At 60.4% G+C, this 17,981-nt stretch carries 20 protein-coding genes; 2 read left to right on the top strand and 18 right to left on the bottom strand.

Annotated features, from left to right (window positions below; all coding sequences use genetic code 11):
• Positions 1 to 1,005 (top strand): Ldh family oxidoreductase, encoded by a 1,005-nt coding sequence (locus ACR0E2_RS00570; protein ID WP_480444698.1) that lies wholly within the window; start codon positions 1 to 3, stop codon positions 1,003 to 1,005.
• A gap of 87 nt (positions 1,006 to 1,092) precedes the next feature.
• On the opposite strand, the gene ACR0E2_RS00565 is transcribed toward ACR0E2_RS00570, so the two are convergent.
• The 13 genes from ACR0E2_RS00565 to ACR0E2_RS00505 form a co-directional block, all read right to left on the bottom strand.
• Positions 1,093 to 1,800: an ABC transporter ATP-binding protein gene (locus tag ACR0E2_RS00565; protein ID WP_152457508.1), complete on the bottom strand. Its 708-nt coding sequence runs from the start codon at positions 1,798 to 1,800 to the stop codon at positions 1,093 to 1,095.
• Positions 1,800 to 2,531: an ABC transporter ATP-binding protein gene (locus ACR0E2_RS00560; RefSeq protein WP_480444696.1), complete on the bottom strand. Its 732-nt coding sequence runs from the start codon at positions 2,529 to 2,531 to the stop codon at positions 1,800 to 1,802. Before ACR0E2_RS00560 ends, ACR0E2_RS00565 begins: the two co-directional genes overlap by 1 nt.
• Positions 2,528 to 3,475 carry a branched-chain amino acid ABC transporter permease gene (locus ACR0E2_RS00555; protein ID WP_171228442.1) on the bottom strand — a complete coding sequence of 316 codons (948 nt, stop codon included), beginning with the start codon at positions 3,473 to 3,475 and terminating at the stop codon, positions 2,528 to 2,530. The genes ACR0E2_RS00560 and ACR0E2_RS00555 overlap by 4 nt, the downstream gene beginning before the upstream one ends.
• A gap of 1 nt (position 3,476) precedes the next feature.
• Entirely contained in the window at positions 3,477 to 4,328 is an 852-nt protein-coding gene (locus ACR0E2_RS00550; protein ID WP_171613569.1) for a branched-chain amino acid ABC transporter permease, read from the bottom strand.
• A 65-nt stretch (positions 4,329 to 4,393) separates the two neighbouring features.
• Positions 4,394 to 5,674 carry an ABC transporter substrate-binding protein gene (locus tag ACR0E2_RS00545; protein WP_480444694.1) on the bottom strand — a complete coding sequence of 427 codons (1,281 nt, stop codon included), beginning with the start codon at positions 5,672 to 5,674 and terminating at the stop codon, positions 4,394 to 4,396.
• A 95-nt stretch (positions 5,675 to 5,769) separates the two neighbouring features.
• On the bottom strand, positions 5,770 to 6,180 hold the full coding sequence (locus ACR0E2_RS00540) for a Rid family hydrolase (RefSeq protein ID WP_480444692.1): 411 nt from the start codon (positions 6,178 to 6,180) through the stop codon (positions 5,770 to 5,772).
• Positions 6,177 to 7,358: a malate dehydrogenase gene (locus tag ACR0E2_RS00535; RefSeq protein WP_480444690.1), complete on the bottom strand. Its 1,182-nt coding sequence runs from the start codon at positions 7,356 to 7,358 to the stop codon at positions 6,177 to 6,179. The genes ACR0E2_RS00540 and ACR0E2_RS00535 overlap by 4 nt, the downstream gene beginning before the upstream one ends.
• Positions 7,358 to 7,981, bottom strand: a complete 624-nt coding sequence (locus ACR0E2_RS00530) for a BMC domain-containing protein (RefSeq protein WP_480444689.1) — start codon at positions 7,979 to 7,981, stop codon at positions 7,358 to 7,360. Before ACR0E2_RS00530 ends, ACR0E2_RS00535 begins: the two co-directional genes overlap by 1 nt.
• Positions 7,978 to 9,357 carry an aldehyde dehydrogenase family protein gene (locus ACR0E2_RS00525; protein ID WP_480444687.1) on the bottom strand — a complete coding sequence of 460 codons (1,380 nt, stop codon included), beginning with the start codon at positions 9,355 to 9,357 and terminating at the stop codon, positions 7,978 to 7,980. Before ACR0E2_RS00525 ends, ACR0E2_RS00530 begins: the two co-directional genes overlap by 4 nt.
• Positions 9,357 to 10,541, bottom strand: a complete 1,185-nt coding sequence (locus tag ACR0E2_RS00520) for a hypothetical protein (protein WP_480444686.1) — start codon at positions 10,539 to 10,541, stop codon at positions 9,357 to 9,359. Before ACR0E2_RS00520 ends, ACR0E2_RS00525 begins: the two co-directional genes overlap by 1 nt.
• Before the next feature lie 22 nt (positions 10,542 to 10,563).
• A complete protein-coding gene (locus ACR0E2_RS00515) occupies positions 10,564 to 10,872 on the bottom strand; it encodes a BMC domain-containing protein (RefSeq protein WP_152457498.1) in 309 nt (102 codons plus the stop codon).
• Positions 10,873 to 10,912: 40 nt separating this feature from the next.
• The gene (locus ACR0E2_RS00510; RefSeq protein ID WP_152457497.1) at positions 10,913 to 11,179 is read right to left on the bottom strand and encodes a EutN/CcmL family microcompartment protein; all 267 of its coding nucleotides are present in this window, start codon (positions 11,177 to 11,179) and stop codon (positions 10,913 to 10,915) included.
• A complete protein-coding gene (locus tag ACR0E2_RS00505; protein WP_171639763.1) occupies positions 11,179 to 12,471 on the bottom strand; it encodes a glutamine synthetase family protein in 1,293 nt (430 codons plus the stop codon). Before ACR0E2_RS00505 ends, ACR0E2_RS00510 begins: the two co-directional genes overlap by 1 nt.
• Positions 12,472 to 12,562: 91 nt before the next feature.
• On the opposite strand from ACR0E2_RS00505, the gene ACR0E2_RS00500 reads away from it, so the two are divergent.
• On the top strand, positions 12,563 to 13,702 hold the full coding sequence (locus ACR0E2_RS00500; protein WP_480444683.1) for an FAD-dependent oxidoreductase: 1,140 nt from the start codon (positions 12,563 to 12,565) through the stop codon (positions 13,700 to 13,702).
• Here the strand turns inward: ACR0E2_RS00500 and ACR0E2_RS00495 are convergent.
• From ACR0E2_RS00495 to ACR0E2_RS00475, 5 genes are all read right to left on the bottom strand, one after another.
• A complete protein-coding gene (locus tag ACR0E2_RS00495) occupies positions 13,699 to 14,049 on the bottom strand; it encodes a YjiS-like domain-containing protein (protein WP_171119483.1) in 351 nt (116 codons plus the stop codon). The two genes, ACR0E2_RS00500 and ACR0E2_RS00495, sit on opposite strands and share 4 nt — an antisense overlap.
• Before the next feature lie 87 nt (positions 14,050 to 14,136).
• Positions 14,137 to 14,832 carry a type 1 glutamine amidotransferase gene (locus ACR0E2_RS00490; RefSeq protein ID WP_480444681.1) on the bottom strand — a complete coding sequence of 232 codons (696 nt, stop codon included), beginning with the start codon at positions 14,830 to 14,832 and terminating at the stop codon, positions 14,137 to 14,139.
• Entirely contained in the window at positions 14,829 to 16,253 is a 1,425-nt protein-coding gene (locus ACR0E2_RS00485; protein ID WP_152457492.1) for an FMN-binding glutamate synthase family protein, read from the bottom strand. The genes ACR0E2_RS00490 and ACR0E2_RS00485 overlap by 4 nt, the downstream gene beginning before the upstream one ends.
• On the bottom strand, positions 16,238 to 16,951 hold the full coding sequence (locus ACR0E2_RS00480; RefSeq protein WP_480444680.1) for a GltB/FmdC/FwdC-like GXGXG domain-containing protein: 714 nt from the start codon (positions 16,949 to 16,951) through the stop codon (positions 16,238 to 16,240). The genes ACR0E2_RS00485 and ACR0E2_RS00480 overlap by 16 nt, the downstream gene beginning before the upstream one ends.
• Positions 16,948 to 17,892 (bottom strand): class II glutamine amidotransferase domain-containing protein, encoded by a 945-nt coding sequence (locus ACR0E2_RS00475; RefSeq protein ID WP_480444678.1) that lies wholly within the window; start codon positions 17,890 to 17,892, stop codon positions 16,948 to 16,950. The genes ACR0E2_RS00480 and ACR0E2_RS00475 overlap by 4 nt, the downstream gene beginning before the upstream one ends.
• Positions 17,893 to 17,981 lie beyond the last annotated feature (89 nt).

Raw genomic sequence — 17,981 nt, 5'->3', positions numbered from 1 at the left:
ATGACCGAACAACCGACAAAAACGCTTTCACTTGCCGAAGTTCGGGACTTGGCCAAATCGGTTCTTGTTTCTGCCGGAGCGGACACGCGCAGCAGTGATGTACTTGCCGATATCGTCACCCGGTCTGAACGGGACGGCCCACGCAGTCACGGGTTGCGCATGTTGCCGGTCTATGTCCAAAGCTTCACGTCCGGCTATGCCAACGGGCACGCGAAGCCCAAAACCGAAAAGGTTGCCCCGGGCGTTTTGCGCTGTGACGCCGACAACGGGTATTATCAGGTTGCAGCGGCAGCAGCCCGCGAGGATCTGATCGCGATGGCCCGGGAAAACGGGATTGCCGCGTTCACCTGTGCGAACTGCCACCATCTGGGTGCGTTACGGTTTGACACCGAACCTTTGGCCGAAGCCGGATTGGTGGCCTTTGCCGTGATCAACTCGTTGTCCATGGTGGTTCCGCAAGGTGGGGTTCGCCCGGTTTTTGGCACCAACCCCATGTCTTTTGCCTGCCCGCGTGACGGCGACGCGCCCGTGGTCTGGGATCAGGCCTCGTCCATGGTGGCCCTCATGGATATCCGCATGGCCGCTGCCGAGGGGCACGACCTGCCCCGCCCTGCCGGTCTTGATCCCCAAGGCGAGCCCTCAACAGACCCGAATGCCATCCTTGAAACCCGCAGCCTGTTGCCATTCGGAGAGCATAAGGGGGCCGCGATCGCCTTCATGGTTGAGGTGGTGGGCGCCGCGCTGGCCGGTGGGACCCTGTCCGTGGACAACGAAGAACGCGAATCCTTCGGCGCCCTGAACATCAAAGGTGGTGCGACCCTGATTGCCATCGATCCCACCCGGTTCGGCAACGCGGCCTTCAACGAATATGTCGCCCGCATCTGCGCCGAGATTTCCGGCAACGGATCCGCCCGGGTTCCGGGGGACGGTCGCCTTGCAAAACGGGCAGCCGCCGAAGCCCATGGCATCGACGTGAGCACCGAGGTTCTGGCCGCACTTGGCTGAAACTGAAATCACCCGCCATCGAATGGCCGGACAGCACCTGCCATCGAATGGCCGGACAGCACCTGCCCGGCTTGCCAACCAAGCCACTCAATGGCCGCCGAAATAGGCCTCGAGCAAGCGTTTGTCATTTCTCAGTTCGTCAGCTGTACCCGACGTCTGCATCCGCCCGGACTCCAGCACATAGATGCGGCTGGCAAGCGACAGGGCAAAATTGGCATTCTGTTCCGTGATGACGACGGTCAGCCCGTATTCCTTGTTCAGCTGACGGACGACTTCGGCAATCTCGTGACAGATCTTCGGGGCAAGACCGATCGTCGGCTCATCGACAAGCAGCAGTTCCGGGCTGGTCATCAAAGCCCTGCCAAAGGACACCATCTGCCTTTCCCCGCCGGATTGGGTCGACGTCTCCTGTCCTTCCCGTTCTTGCAGACGCGGGAAAAGACTGTGCACCATCTCAAGGTTGTTTTCGATATCGTCTCGTGCGGTGAAGGCCCCCACCATCAGGTTGTCGCGCACGGACATATAGGGAAACAGGTTGAACCGCTCGGGCGCATAGCCCACCCCGTGACGCACGATTTCCGAAGGGCTTCGACCGGCAAGGCTGTGCCCGCGCAAGCGGATGTCGCCTTCGATTTTCACAAGGCCCATGATGCTGTCCAACAAGGTGGATTTACCTGCACCGTTCGGGCCGACCACGGCGACGATCTCGCCGGGCTGCACCGTGATCGAAATATCGGTCAACGCCTGGGCCTTGCCGTAAAACGCGGACAGGTTCTCGATTTCCAGATAGGACATCAGACGCTCCCCAGATACGAGGCCTGAACGGCCGCGTCGTTCATCACGTCGCTGAACGCGCCTTGGGCAATCATGGTGCCCCGCTCGATGGCGATGGCGCGGTCGATCAACGGTTCCAATGCTGGCAAATCATGGCTGACGATCAAAAAGGTCATCCCGTCCTTGCGCATGGATTGTATGAGATCGGAAATCTGCGCGATTTCACCAACTGTCAGACCCGCAAACACCTCGTCCAGCAACATGACACGCGGTGCGGTGGCCATGGTTCGGGCCATTTCGAGCTTGCGCAGATCACCCATGGCCAGTTCGGCGGGTGAGCGGCTCAGATCCGTTTCCGTGAACCCGACACTCAGCGCGAGCTCTTTTTCCCTGTCCGTATCCGGCGGCGAAACGATCATGCGCCAGATGTCGTCCGGCATCAGGCCCACCCTGATGTTTTCTGCAACACTCATGTCGCCGAACGGCCGAGGTATCTGATAGGTTCTACTGACCCCGGCCCGGATACGCTGAGGCGTCGACAGTGCCGAAATCTCATTGCCGAACAGCTCGATCATACCGCTGTTCTGCCGCAATTCGCCCATGATCTGGCTGAATACCGTCGTCTTTCCCGCGCCATTCGGACCGATCAGGCCCAGCGACTCTCCTTCTTGCAGGGAAAAGGACAGATCATTCGTGGCCACCAGCCCGCCGAACCGTTTGACGAGACCGGAAACTTTCAGCGCAACGGTCATGCCAGCCCCCCTTTCCGCAGTCTTTGAAAGCCGCGTTGCACAAGCTCAACCAATCCCTTTGGCTGATACATGTAGAGAAGCAGTGCGATGGCACCGTAGACGAAATACCGTTCAGCCCCGGGAAGCACGGGGCGCAGGTATTCCAGAAGGAACGTCATGAAGAACGCACCGATCATGGGGCCGATGATGGTCGATGTTCCGCCCAGCAATGCCGCCACGATGATGGTGAAAAGAAAGTTGATGTCAAACAGCGCGCGGGGCGCGAGTGAGCCCAGGTAATGGACATAGAACGCCCCACCCAGACCTGCGATGAATGCGCTGGTTAAAAACGCAAAGGCCTTCAACCGCGTGGTGCTGAGCCCCGAACCGCGCACGCTTTCTTCATTCATCCCGATGGCGGCCAGTGCAGTGCCCAGCCGGGTTTTCATCAGCAGCCACATGCTGACCGCCACGCCGAGCATCAGGGCCGTGGACAGGTAGTAGCCGTTTGCAGCGCCGCGTGTCAGAGTTTGAATTCCCGACATCCCGCGTGTGCCGCCGGTCAGATCCGGGCGGATCACCTGAACCAGCTGATAGAGCAGCTCCATGAAAGCCAGTGTGACCAGCGCGAAGTAGCTGCCGCGAATGCGCAGAGCGGGCAACAACACAATCAGGCCTGCGATCATCGTGACCAGCACGGCCACAGGGATTGAGATTTCGACCGGCACGTCAAACCGTTTGGTCAGGATGGCAGTCGTATAGGCCCCGATACCGATCAGAAAGGGATGCCCGAAACTCACATACCCGGTCCTGCCCGACAGCACATCCCAGCTGATGGCAAAGATGGCCAGATAGTTGGCAAAGATCATCGTGCGCAGCGTCCCGTTCGAGACGATCTGGGGCAGCAGCAGCATCCCCGCAATCAGGCCGCCCCAAAGGACAAAATGAAACCAGCGCAGACCCATGTTACAACTCCTCGCGGCCGAACAGGCCCTGCGGTCGCGTCACCAGCACGCCTATGATCAGCAGCATGGTGAAGACACCGCGCAGTTCCGGCGCCAGGGTAGCGACAACGATGACTTCGAGAAAGCCGACGATATGAGCAACGACCAGCGTGCCGATGATCGACCCGATGCCGCCCACAATGACGACGGCCACCGAGATGATCAAAGGCGCAACCCACATTGACGGCGAAAGCTGCGTATAGCTGGCGAAAAACACACCGCCCAGCGCACCCAGTGCCCCTGAGATACCCCATGTGATCAGGTTGATCCGATCCGGATCGATCCCTGAAATCGCGGCCCCCTTGGCGTCCATCGACACCGCCTGCATCGCTCGCCCCGTATGTGTCAGGCGGACAAAAGCATACAGGCCCAGCAAAACAGCCCAACTGATCAGCGTTGCAATCAGGATATTATAAGTGACGGACGCTCCGGCCACGTTGATCACGCCCGGCACGATCGGCAGCAGGATCTTGCTGCTGTCGCCAAAGACAAGAACGATCCCGGCCTGAATCACGACCGCCAGGATCAGCGTCGAGATCTCGACGGCTACGTGATCCCCTTTCAGGGTCTTGACGATCAGGCGGTATTTCAGAACCCCCATCAGAACGCCCAGAACCACGGCCACCGCGACGCCCATCAGTTTTGGCATTCCCAGCGTCTGGGACACCCAGAAATACATGTACCCGCCGACCATCAGATAGGCACCGTAGGCCAGGTTCAGGACCCGACCGATGCTGAAGATCAGCGTGAAACCCATTGCGATAAGCGCATAGAGACCGCTGAGCAAAAGCCCCTGGATCAGTATTTGCAACATGTAAGGATCCCTGGCTGCGGGTGCGCGCCCCCGCGCACCCATTTCAAGCTAAGCGAACGGACAGGTTACTGTTTGACCCAGCTTGGCAAAGTGAATTCACCGGTCGCGTATTTCTCGGGATAGACAACGGCGGCGGTGCCGTCCTCGTACCATTGGACCACGACCATTGACGGCGCGGCATCGTCGAACGGCTCGGACAGGTCAAAACGGATATTGTGCGGATAAGTCCGACCTGTCACGGGCTCTACCTCGTCATCGCCCCAGAAGGCGTAACGCAGCCACAACTGGCCATCCAGTTCCAGAACCAGATCCTGTTTCTTCATCGCATCGGCCCAGCCTTCGACATTGTCGAAACCGCCGGCCTCTTCGGCTGCGGCCATTGCCTGTTTCAGCCCATGATAGGCATTGAACCCGTTGAAATGCGGCAGCAGCGGGCGGGTGTCATACTTCGCCTGATAGGTATCGACAAATTTCTGGCTGACCGGATCAAGCCGAAACCCGACCGAAGGGATCGGAGACAGGGTCGAGATACCGCCACCGGCACCGCCCGTATCTTCCCAATATTCCATACCCAGCGCAGCGACGTTCACGCCCGTCATCGCCATCGGCACCTGAAGCTTCACATATTGCGAAGACACAACCTGCGAGTTCACCGACGAGACCTGATAGATGAAGTCCGCCCCGGTATCCTGCGCGCGGCTGAAGATCGGAGCGAAATCGACGGTGGCAACGTCATATGTGATGATGTCCTTGACCTCGATACCCGCAACCGGTGCAAGCGCTTCGGTGACAAGGCCCGTGATCGCCTCGCCAAAGGCCGTATCTTCCGCCAGAATGACGACGGACTCCCACCCCATCTTTTCCTTCAAAACATCCGCGCCAAAGTTGATGTACAACGTTGCCAGCGCCTCATCCGAGGCGATGTTCATGAAATAGGGCGCCATGCTTTCAGGGTCTTCGACCACCATGTCGATGATGCCGATATAGGATGTCCAGGTGTCCAGCGTCGGAATCCGGTATTCCTGCATGCGGGGCAGCCATCCCAGCGACACATCGTCAATCGAGCCCGAGATGATGAAATCAACCTCTTCCGTTTCCGAAAGATATTCATAGGCCCGGATGCCCTCGGTCGGGTCCTGTCCGGTATCCGCCGAGACCAGTGTGATCTGTTCGCCCATCACGCCGCCATTTGCGTTGAGCTCTTCAATCGCAATCTCGGCCCCGCGCAGCGTCGACAATCCGGTGTCCGAGGAAAGCGACCCAATGAATCCTACCTTGATTTCCGCTCCGGCCGCCGAGGCCATGAGCGCGATGCATGTTCCGCTGAGCAGCGCTGTCTTGATCATCACATTAGCTCCCTGTGTCTCATTATGCCTTCTTGTATTCTGTATACAGTACACAAGAACATGGTTCGATCAATTCCTTTCTTGAAGACTCATGTTCAGAATCCGCTGATTTCGCCGTTTTCATCGTGGATCACGGCATCCACGTCGATTTCCACCATCAGCCCCGGCTGCGTCAGCCCAGCCTGAACAGCCGTCAGAACCGGATCGATCCCCTTGAAAACTTCACCATGCGCCTGCGCGAACGCGCCCGCTTGGGACAGATCGGTCAGATAGGCGCGCACCCGCCCCACATGTCGCAGTTCGGCGCCAACCTCTTTCAGTGCGTCCTCGATGCGAGACAGGATGTAAAAGGTCTGCGCACCAACGTCCCCGGGCGCGTGGATGCGACCCGTCGGCTCGATGGCCGTTGTCCCGGCAACCCAGACAAAGGGGCCGATGCGCTTGGCCCGAGAGTACGAGGCCACCTCTTCAAACCGTCCGCCGGATTTCCAAAAACGCTGGGTCACAGGCCCAGCCTCAGCCGGATCGCTTCGGCCGCGTTTTGCAATGCCGCGTTTTCTTCGGCGGTCAGCCGCAACTCCTCGACCTCAACCAATCCGCCTGCACCCAGATGGGCTGGCACGCCCAGCACGACACCGTCGATGCCGTATTCCCCGTGCAGCATGACCGAAACCGGAACCGGGCCTGTACGCGCGCCCCGAATGTGATCAATCAATTCGATCGAGGCATGAGCCGGAGCTATCGTTGCAGAACCTGACTTCCGAAGCGCAACAACCTGGCCACCCCCGGTGATCGCATCCTGGACACAGGCTTCGATCTGTTCGCGGGTCAGAAATACATCCAGCGGACGGCCTTTGATCCTGGCGCGGCTGGGGATCGGGGCCATTTCGTCCCCATGACTGCCAAGCGTGAAGGCTTCGACGTCCGCAGGCGTGACACCCGCGGCCAGCGCCAACGCGTTGCGAAACCGGCTGCTGTCCAGCGTTCCTGCCATACCCAAAACCTGTTCGCGGGGGAAACCTGTTGCACGCAGCATCTCGACCGTCATTTCGTCCAGCGGGTTGGTCACCACGATCACGATGGCCTTTGGCGCGGCCGACCGGATCGCTTCGGCCGACTGACGGATCACGCGGGCATTCACATCGATCAGATCGGCACGTGTCATACCCGGACGGCGGGCTCGTCCGGCCGTGACGACGACCACATCTGCCCCGGCCACCAGATCCATCGCTTCGCCACCGACACATCGGGCCCGCGCACCGGTGATCCCGGAGGTATGATTGAGATCCAGCGCAGTCGAAGCCGCCAATCCCGGAGTGATGTCGATCAGCGCGATTTCATCCGCCAAGTCCGCCATCGCCGCCAGATGCGCGATATTGCCGCCAACACCCCCCGCCCCGATCAAGGCAAGCTTGCCCAGCCTGCGGGCTTTGCGCGGCGCACGCGAAGGGGCAACCCATTTGGGTGAACGGCGGTACAGCACCCGGCGCATGGAAACAGCACCATCCGTACGCGGCGGTTTCGGTCGCTCCAGCGGGCCATCCACCAAGGCGATACCAACACGCTCTGCGGTTTCACGCGCAAGGGCCGTCACGATGTCACCCGGCAAAACCTCGAACACGATCCTGCCCCGGCGGCGCGCATCCTCGACCGCATCCGAGCCTATGACGCGTGGTGTTGCCATCAGCCGTCCTGCCCGTCCACCGCCTCGATTGCACGCGTCGCGGCCTCGACGGCGGTTTTGACCGAATTTTCAAACCCCGAGATGAACAAGCGGCCAAACCGCCCCACCGCGCGCACCTCGACGATGTCAATCTCGGCGGCCTTTTCGGCCTCATTCGCGGCAATCGAGATATAGGCGGCCGGCGCACATTCCACGATCCCCAATGTCTGCCCCGGCACGATCAACGCGCCCTTGCGCCATTTGTTCAAAAGCTGCGCCTGATAGGGTTCGACACTTGTGATGATTTGCGTGGAACTGATGGCAGGCTTCAACCGGTCTGTCATGGAAGCCCCAAGTTCGGCCAGCATCGCGTCCCGTGCAGCGGATACTTCGGCGTTTGAAGGCGAGCGGAGGATGAAGAAGCCGAACTCGCGCTCGACCATCTGCGTCGTCGCTTCGACCGAGGACGCCTTGAGCGCCCGGTCGATCAGCGAGAACACGCCATTGCCCGGCGCGAACTCTCCGATCAGCACGGTGTCACCGGACAAAGGCACTGACCCTTGCACCGTCGCGCCGTTGTAGGCGGCGAATTTCGGTTGCAGGTTGTCGATCTGCATCAGCGCCCGGATCGTGATCTCGCTCATGCGCCATACTCCTCATAAATGTCGCGCCAGGGTCGGCTTTCATATGCGACCCGCTTGATGTTGATGAGATGCAGGGCGGTGACATTGTCCGAGGTGATCGACCCCGACCACGTACCGGTACCCAGCATGAAGGATGGTTCAAGGTCGGTGGAATACCCCATGCCGCCCATGATCCCCGGCGTATTCACCAGGACCCGCCCCGTGGGTACGGTAGAAAACCGAGCGACCACCTCGGGATCATCGGAATGGATGACCGAGGAATGTCCCCAACCTTCGAATTTGGCAATGGATTGCGCCAGTTCGATGCCGTGATCGGTGGACTTCGCCTCGTAAAAGGCCAGCACCGGGTTCAGCTTTTCGGCCGAAAGCGGGCGTTGCCACCCCACTTCGGTTTCTTCCGACACCAGACAGCACGTGCGCGGCGGAATCGAGAACCCCGCAGCATCGGCCAGCGCCTGTGGGCTTTGGCCGACGCGTTCGGGATCCATTGCCTGAACGCCCTTGAAGATGACCCGCGCCAGCCGATCAGCCTCGGCCGGGGTGCAGAAATAGGCGCCTTTGAGTTTCAGTTCATGGCGCAGATCGCGTGCAATTTCAGGATCGGCGACCACGGCCTGCTCACTGACACAGGCCGTGCCATAATCGAAGCTTTTTGACGTCACGATCATCTCGGCCACTTCGGACAGATCGCGCGCCTTGGACTTGTGCACGTAACACGGCACGTTCCCCGCCCCGACTGCAAGCGTCGGTTTACCGCTGGAATAGGCGGCCTTGACCATGGCAGGGCCACCTGTCGCCATGACAACCGACGTGCGGCGATGCTTCATCAATTCGGCGGTGCCCTGAATGGTCACGGCGTCCAGGCATTGTATCAACCCTTTGGGCGCGCCCATCTGTTCGGCAACGCGCGCCATGATGCGGACGGTTTCCTTCCCGCATTCCACGCCGCGCGGATGCGGGGCACAGACGACGGCATTTCCCGCCTTCACCGCAGACAGAACCTTGTAGATGATCGTGGAGGTCGGATTTGTCACCGGGATAAGCGCCGCGACCACACCCATCGGTTCCCCGAAAGCTGCGATCTTTGTCGCGTCGTCCCGCCACAACAGGCCCAGCGTCGTGACATCCCGCAGGTAATCGGCGACCGACAAGGCGTTGAACAGATTCTTGACCCGCTTGTCTGCTGCGTTGCCGTACCCGGTTTCCTCGACCGCCAATTGCCCCAACCGTTCGGCTTCGGGTTCGATCGCCCGAGCCATGGCATCGACAATGGCATCCACCTGTGCCGGGTCGGTGCCAAGAAAGGCGCGATAGGCTTCGAAAGCCGTTTCAGCAGCGCGCCGTGCGGCGGCGATGGATTTCAGATCAGCGTCCATCACGAGGCTCCGGTGGCAATGGTGTCAAAGATACGGCGGGCCTGATCGACATCGCCTGCGGAAATTCCGATGGTTTCCAGCCTGCGCCCGGACGCGGCCACGTCAGCGCCCAGGATACGGTCTGTCATGCAGATCAGGCTTTCCGTCAGAGGCGCAGTCAAACCTGCGAGCTGTGCGGCGGAAACAAGGGGCACCAATGACCCCAAGACGCCGTCGCGCATCAATTGGCGCGCGGCCTGCCGATCCGGGACCGGACGCGCGCCCGCCCCCCGCTCGGCGCCGGCATAAGTTGCGATCCAGTCATCGGTCTCGGGCAGGTTTCGAACGCCAAAGGCCTTTGCGACCTGCCGCCTTTCGCCAGCCAACCCGTGGATCACGTCATGCTGTTCCGGCCCTATGAGCGCAGAGAATGTCCGGTTGCCTTCCAGCGGCACCCCGCCCATCGGCACATCCGGTCCACCGGACCCCAGCCCCGCGCCACCAAGGATCAACGCCGGAATCTCGACCGCTGCGGAAAGATCGGCAAAGCCTGAGGCCAGAACCGAATCCAGCGGCTGGATGTTCGAAAGATAGGGTTGCAGCGCTTCAAGAACGTCCGCGCGGCCTCGTGGCAAGGTCGCAGCAGCCATCGGTGCCGCCTGCGTCAGGGTCAGGCCCGCACCTTCGGCCTGATACCAGTATGGCAGGCCCTGCGCCTCGACCAGAGTAACGTCGGCAATGCAGCCGCCTATTCGCAGCATCCAGACCGCTTCGACCGCGCCCAAAGAGCGACCGGGCGCCAAAACAAGAACCTGCCCATCGTGCAGATGATCGGCCAGCACCATCGCATAGGTGCGCTGTTTGTGGATCGGCCCGGTCAGAAAGATCGCCTGTGCGTCCCGCACTGCTGCATCCAACTCTGCCGTGGTGCGGATCGAAGGCCCGTCGCGATCCACCTGATACGTGCCCACAGGCCCTTCGCCGCGAATGCCGATGCCCGAGGATTGGGCAAGCAATGACAGTTCCGCCCCATAGGCCGAAAACAGCGTAACCTCAGCCCCTTCGGCCAGACACAGCGCTGCCAGAAGACGGGCATCCGGGCCGCCACCCAATACTGCAATGCGCTCAAACCTTTGGGCAACGGGTGCATCCCGTGTCGCGCCACGTGTCACCGCGCGCGTGAAATCCTCGAAACCGGCTGACATGGTACCTCCTCAAAGGGGTTGATCAGGCCGACGACCCGGCACCCAGCCCGTCGATGATTGCCTCAAGCTCGTCATGCGGCCGCGCGATCACGTGAACCGAGACCACCTCGCCCACCTTGTTGGCCGCTGTCGCGCCTGCATCGGTGGCGGCTTTGACCGCGCCGACCTCGCCGCGGACAAGGGTCGTCACCAGCCCGCCGCCAGCTTTGGTCTGACCCACGATGGCAACGTTGGCTGCCTTGACCATCGCATCCGCGGCTTCAATCGCGCCGACCAGGCCGCGTGTTTCGATCATGCCCAGGGCCATCTGCCCCGCCACTGGTTTCGCCATTTTCTGTTCCTCCAAAAATAGATGTTTCGCGTAGTGTGATTCAGGTCGTCGAGACGCGGTCGATCACCGCGATGATGGCCATGTCCACGGGGGCCGTGGACAGCCCGGCCGCCATGCGGGCGGCAGACCCGCTGACAACCAGCACCGTATCCCCGACCCCAGCGCCGCAGGTATCGACCGCAACCCGCGCGGGATCGATCAGGCTGCCCTTGCTGTCGACCAGATCCGTCACCAGCAGCTTTGCTCCGACCAGCCTGGCATCCTTGGCAGTTGCCGTGACAGTTCCAGCGACCTTGCCCAAGTGCATCAGAACGCCCTCAGGTAGCGGTCCAGCTCGACCTGTGTGACCTGTTGATTGAAGAATTCCAGCTCTCGCTCGGCCTGTTGCAGGACCAGTTCCCACTGCATTTCGCCCATGACATCGCGCAGCCATTCCGATCCGCGCGCCAGATCGATGGCGGTTGGCAAATCGGTTGGAATTGGGTCTCCGATCCCTTCCTCGTACCCGTTGCCTGTCGTCGGCTCCGAAGGGGACAGCCCCTGTTCGATCCCGTCAAGCCCGGCGGCAATCTCGGCCGCAAGCAACAGATACGGGTTGGCGTCCGCACCGGCATCGCGCTTTTCCACCCGCACGGCACTGTCCGAGCCTTCGATGACACGGATACCAACCGTCCGGTTGTCATAGCCCCAGCTCGTGTTGATCGGGCAGAAGGTATAGGGCTGGCGACGGCGATATCCGTTGACCGTGCCGCTGCCGCAAATCGCCGTCTCGCACATGCGCTTTTGCAGGCCTGCGATGAAGGATTTTCCGGTGTCGTTGATCTTGCCGTTGTCGGCAAAGGCGTTTTTGCCGTCTTTCCACAACGAGTAATGCGTATGAAACCCGTTGCCCGATTGATCAAAAAACGGCTTGGGCATGAAAGTCGCCAGATAGTCGTGCGCGATCCCCAACTGGCGGATCAGGGATTTGAACAGAACGACACGATCCGCAGCTGCCAAGGCTTCACCATAGCGAATGTTGACCTCGATCTGGCCGGCCGCATATTCCGGGTTCGACTGTTCGATGGGAATGCCACATTCGTTGATCTGCTGACGGATCGGGCCAACGATGTGTTCCATCCGGGCGGCGCGGCCCAGGCCATAGACCTGGATGCCCGTGTCGCGCGGCTGGCCGGTTTCCGGGTCCAGCAGATAGAATTCCAGTTCCGTGCCGACATTCACCTCGAACCCCATGTCGCGGGCCCGGTCCACCTGCCGCACCAAAGCCTGACGCGGATCAATCGGCACCGGTTTGTGATCCATGCCCTCAGCGCGACCAAAACAGACGGCCACGCCCGGTTCCCAGGGGACAGCGACAGGCTTTGTCATCGGAAAGACATGCATGTCGGGATAGCCGTTGTCGAAATTGACGTATGGCGTATCCCAGACGTCGCAGGTCATATCGATCGCCAGCAGCGCAATCGACAGAGCATTGCCGCTTTTGCAGACATGATCCCAATGGCTGGCCGGAATGCGCTTGCCACGCATGATGCCGTTGAGATCCCCGACACCAAGAATGACGGTATGTGTGCCCTCGGGCAGATCAAACCCCGAACTCATTTGCGCGTGCTCCCTGTTTTTAGCTTTATAATTGCTGTATTCTGTATACAGTATTCACAAAGCCAGTCAGGAAACAAGGAAAATCTGCGCCATGTCCAAAAGCTCGGTCATCGTTGTCGGAGGCGGCATAGTCGGCGTCATGACAGCGCTTACACTGCAACGGCGCGGCGAGGCCGTGACATTGATCGACAGGTGGGAGCCGGGACATTCCCGTGCATCTTCAACAGATTACAACCGAGTGATTCGCGCCATATCCGGGCGGGACGAGTTCTATACACGCTGGGCGCGCGAAAGCCGCCTGCGCTGGATGGAGCTGCAAGCCGAAAGCGGCCAGAACCTGATGTATGAATGCGGCGCCTTGATTCTGGCGACGGCGGGACATTGCGACTGGGAAGACGCAACCGCACAGACTTTCGACCGGGTCGGGGTGCCCTATTACAAATTCGGTCGGTCGGATATCGAATCGCGGTTCCCTCAGTTCAAGGTCACCGACATCGAATATGCGCTGTTCGAACCCGAAGCCGGAATGCTGATGGCGCATCGATGCGTTCTGACCGGTTTGGATTTGTTCCGAAAGGCAGGAGGCAAAGTACAACGTGGTCGCGTCACCACGGATGGATCGGAACGTCCGATGCTTGACGGCAAACCGCTCGAGGCTGATCTGATCATCATGGCGACCGGCCCATGGATGGCCGACATGTTTCCCAGAACGATCAAGCCGATCTCGACCGTGGTTGGCGTCAATGTCCTCTACACTTCGACACCCGACGGGTCGGAGGATTTCGACATGAGCCGGATGCCCTGCTGGATCGATCACGGGCAAGGGTCATTTGGTCTGCCGTCGTCCGAAGGATCCGGCGTGAAGGCGGCGGTTGTCATCCCGGACAAGATCGATCTGGACAATGATGAACGGCTGATCCGCCAGGAAACGCTGGGCCGCACACGCAGCTATATCCGCCACCGGCTTCCGGGTTTAGAGGGGCAACGTGTCGTGGATTCCAAGTTCAACCAGATCATTCTGACCCCGGATACACATTTCATTGTCGACTGGCACCCTGAGCATGAAAACGTGCTGTTCGCCGGCGGATGCTCTGGCCATTTGTTCAAGCACGCCCCGGTGTTTGCAGAATTTGCCGCAGGCGTTGGGCTGAAGGATTTTGGGACCGCGGACCGGTTCAAGATCAGCGGCCGCAGAAAGCTGAGCCCGAAGGAAAGCCCCAGCGGACGCTAACCATCCAGGAGGGCGCGATAAATTCCAGCATTCGGGCATTTGCCCTGGGGCAGACGCGCGCCCGCCCGGATCGCGTCACGGCAGGTTTCGGCCTGAAGGCAGTGCCCGCATTTTTCCGCCAGTTCCAACCCCAACTCGGGGTGCGCGTTCAGGTCTGCCTCGGTCAGTCCGAATTGTCCGGCCATGGCGAGTATACGCTCTCGTGCCTGTGGTGCGCCCGATCGCAACATGGCCAGATCCGCGCGGGACAAGCCAAGGTCCGAAAGCTCTCGGTCACTCAGGTTTTCATCCCGAGGTGAGCTGACGATGCGCGCTATTTTATGAAAGAAATCTGTGTATCCCGACATCTCGCGGCCTCCTCCACCACGTTATGGATACAGTATACACCGCATTTCAAAGCCGGAATTGATCAGGATCAAGCGGGTTTTCAGGTCTTACGGCCGACCGCAGGCATTGCGAAACAAGTCAACCGCCTGTGCGGCGGCCAGATCCTTCGACACATGTGCCATTTCAATCGAGGCCAGCCCCTCATCCGCCTCTTGCGGTGCAAGGAACACGTCGCGCCCGCGCACGAACAATTCACGCAGATGGCTTGCCCGGTATTCGGGGTGGAATTGCACGGAACGGGCCGGGAAATCATAATCCAAGGCCCCTACCGGGCAGTGATCCGCCGACCCTGTCACCCGCCCCGAAGGCGGAACATGCGTGACCTGATCCTGATGCCAGACAAAGGCATCAACGCTGGCCCCGCCATAGTCAAAGCCTCGTGCGCCGACGACATTGCCGATCTCGGCCCTCTCGGCTTTGCCGCCATAGACATCCGCCATGATCTGATGGCCAAAGCAGATGCCGAAAACCGGCTTGGCATGGTCCCGGCACAACTTCAGGAAATCGCGAAGGGGCCGCATCCACTCCGTGTCATCGTAGACGCCGAATTCGGACCCTCCGACGACAACCCCATCAAAATCCCCGAGCTGAGGCAATGCCTCGCCGTCGACCACATCCACCGAGGAAAATCGGGCTTCGGGCAGATGCGGTTCAAGCCATGCGCGGATCTGCTGGGCCGTCCGCGGCAGCCCCTCAAGCAGCGGCAATGGATGAAGGGTCAACTCGAGAAGCGCGATCCTCACCAGTCGAAGGCCCGGTCGATGCCCGCCATCTTGACGCCGGTAAAAGCCGAGGCCTGAAAACTGAGCGCGCGCAGATCTTCGGTTTCCAGATTGTGCACCGAAGATTTGCCGCAGGCCTTGGCAAGCGCCGTGATCTCCATTGTCATCGCGGTCAGATACCGCGCGACGCGCTCTGCCCCTGCATGCGGGTTCATACGCGCCTCAAGATCAGGGTCCTGCGTTGCGATCCCAACCGGGCAACGGCCCGTATGGCAGTGATGGCACGCCCCCGGCGATGTTCCCAGCGCCTGGTAATCGTCCAGATATCTGGGAGTGTTGCATCCCAGCGCGACCATCGCGGCATTCCCGATCATGACCGCATCCGCCCCAAGCGCCAGACATTTGGCCGCGTCCACACCTGATCGAATACCCCCCGCGGCGACAAGCGAGACCTTGCCGCTCATCCCACACTCGTCCAGCGCTTCACGTGCCGCGCGTATGGCACTCATGGTTGGAATGCCCGTGTGATTCAGCAGCAACTCGGGTGACGCACCGGTGCCGCCCTCGGCCCCGTCCACCACGACCACATCCGCGCCTGCCTTTGCAGCCACGGCCACGTCGAACCGCGGCCGCGTGGCCCCCATCTTGATGAAGATCGGCACCTGATAGTTCGTGGCGATCCGCAACTCCTCGATTTTGACAGCCAGATCGTCGGCCCCAAGGAAATCGGGATGCCGGATGGTGGATCGCTGATCGACCCCTTCGGGCAAAGTGCGCATTTCGCTGACCCGCGGGCTGACCTTCATACCCAGCAGCAGACCGCCGGTGCCCGGTTTTGCCCCCTGCCCGACCACCAGTTCAAGCGCATCGGCGCGGCGCAGGTGATCCAGATCGACCCCATAGCGGGCGGGCGACATCTGGTAGAGCAGGCGTTGGGAGGCTTCGCGCTCCTCTTCCAGCATGCCGCCTTCGCCGGTGCAGGTCATGGTGCCCACCTTCGAGGCACCATAACCAAGCGACGCCTTGGCCGAGGCCGAGAGCGCGCCGAAAGACATCGATGCGATATAGATCGGGATTTTCAGTTCCAGTGGCCGTTCCACCAATCCGCGCCCGCCGCCCAGAACCGTCGTCGTATCGCAGCTCTCGCGGTATCCTTCCAGCGGCAGGCGGGTCATCGTCGCCGGGACAAATGTCAGATCGTCGAATGTCGGCAACTGCTTGTTGAACGTGTTGTAGCCACGCACCTGATACCGCCCAAGCTGCGCCAAAGCGTGAACTTCCGATATCGCTTCGGGCGTCCAGCGGGTTGATCCCCCTTCATCATAAGACGAAGGCACACCAGCCGGTCGCCCATCGACCGCGCCTGCGTCGCGGAACCGTATTTCTTCCTCTGACGCGACTTCGAACGGGTAGTCATAGGGTTTACTCAGATCATGAGCCATGCGCTTGCGTCCCTGCTTTCAAAATACCAAAGGCGCTGGCCAGAGACCATTTTGCGCCAGTTACGAGAGCTGTCGACAAGCCCCAGAGGATCAAGGATCGCATCGACCTCGGCCACCTCTTCGGCAGTGGGTTCGATCACCGAGACGTCCACACCCAGACTTTCGACTTCGCCTGCGACCCAAACCTCGCCTTGCCACAACGCGTCCGCACAGGATTCACCCGCACCGCCCAGCGCAATGATGCGTCCCGCATGCGCCATGAAACCGGATTGGTATCCGATCTTGCCCTCGACCACGATGTTGCCGCCCTTCATGGCAACACCGACACGCGGCCCGGCATCACCTTTGACATGAATGGTGCCGCCAATCATCGCCGCCCCGCAGGACATGCCCGCATAGCCGCCGACAGTGATGTGACCCTTGGCCATCCCTTCGCCCACGGCCCACCCGCAATTGCGTTCGATTGAGATGTTGGCGCCAGTGTTCAGTCCACCGCAATAGTATCCCACCGAACCTTCGAAAGTGATGTCCACATCATCCGGCAGGCCCACGCCCAGATTGTGTCGCGACAGCGTATCGACAACCCGGATCGGCCGTCCTGATGCGCAGGCCGCCATGATATCCCGGTTCACCTCACGAATGTGCCGCTTGCCGACTTCGATGACGATTTCATCCATCTGTCTTGCTACCTCGCTCATGCTGCCAGGCTCCGGTTGCCGACACCCCAGATGCCGGTCAGCGATGGGCCATCATAGTTGATCACGTCGCATTCCTCGGTCATCACCCGACGCACCGCCTGTTCTTCGGTCGCGGCTGCCAGATCCCCATTGCGATTGACCACCACTAGCGGCTTCATCGCGAACCGATCCTTGGCAAATCCGATCCCGTCCGGCGTTGCGATCATGTAGGTGAATACCCCGTCGATAGAGGTAATCGACTTCTTCAACGCCTGTTCCATCGTCAGGCCCGCTTTCATCTGGTCACTGACCCAGACCGCAATCAACTCGCTGTCATTCTCGGTCAGAAAGCGATAGCCCTTTCGGCTCAACTTGTCGCGCCAAGTGAAATAGTCGGTGATCTGGCCGTTATGCACGATCGCCACATCCGAAAACGGCCGCGCCCAGAACGGGTGTGAAGCGTTGGGCAGAACCGAGCTTTCCGTCGCAAGCCGCGCGTGGCCAAGACCATGGGTGCCGATCATGTCACGCACGCCATGCTTTTCGGCAACCGCTTCGGCCCCGCCAATATCCTTGATGATCTCAAGACTGCGGCCGCAGGACTGCACTTCGAACCGGTCCGTCAGCTCATCTGCATCCCGCACCCAGGCCTGCAAATCAGTCGGGTCCGAGATTTCCGCACGAAAGCAATAGTGCCGGTTCTCATCGGTTACGATCTTCGGATCGGACAGAAAGCCAGAGCCGTGATCCTTCAACACCGCCTCAAACGCATTCAGGTCAGCATCCTGCCGGGATTTGTCAAATCCCATCCCCCGCAAAACATATCCGGTGTCTCGTGGCGGCCCATAAACTGCAAATCCGGTGCTGTCTGCGCCACGGTGTTCCTGCGCATCCATCAGGTCTACCAGGTCCGCCCCGACCTGCCCGGGTGCGGTAAGAATCCTTCCAGCGATTCCACACATGAAGAGCTCCCTGTTCAACTGTGTCTGTATACTGTATACAGTACACGAGCAATAGCAAGCCCATTCGCCTTGGCACCAGATGCTTTTTT

It is taken from the genome of Ruegeria sp. A4, from assembly GCF_056543025.1.
The sequence above is the reverse complement of the archived record's forward strand: the minus strand, read 5'-3'. Positions and strand labels throughout refer to the sequence as shown.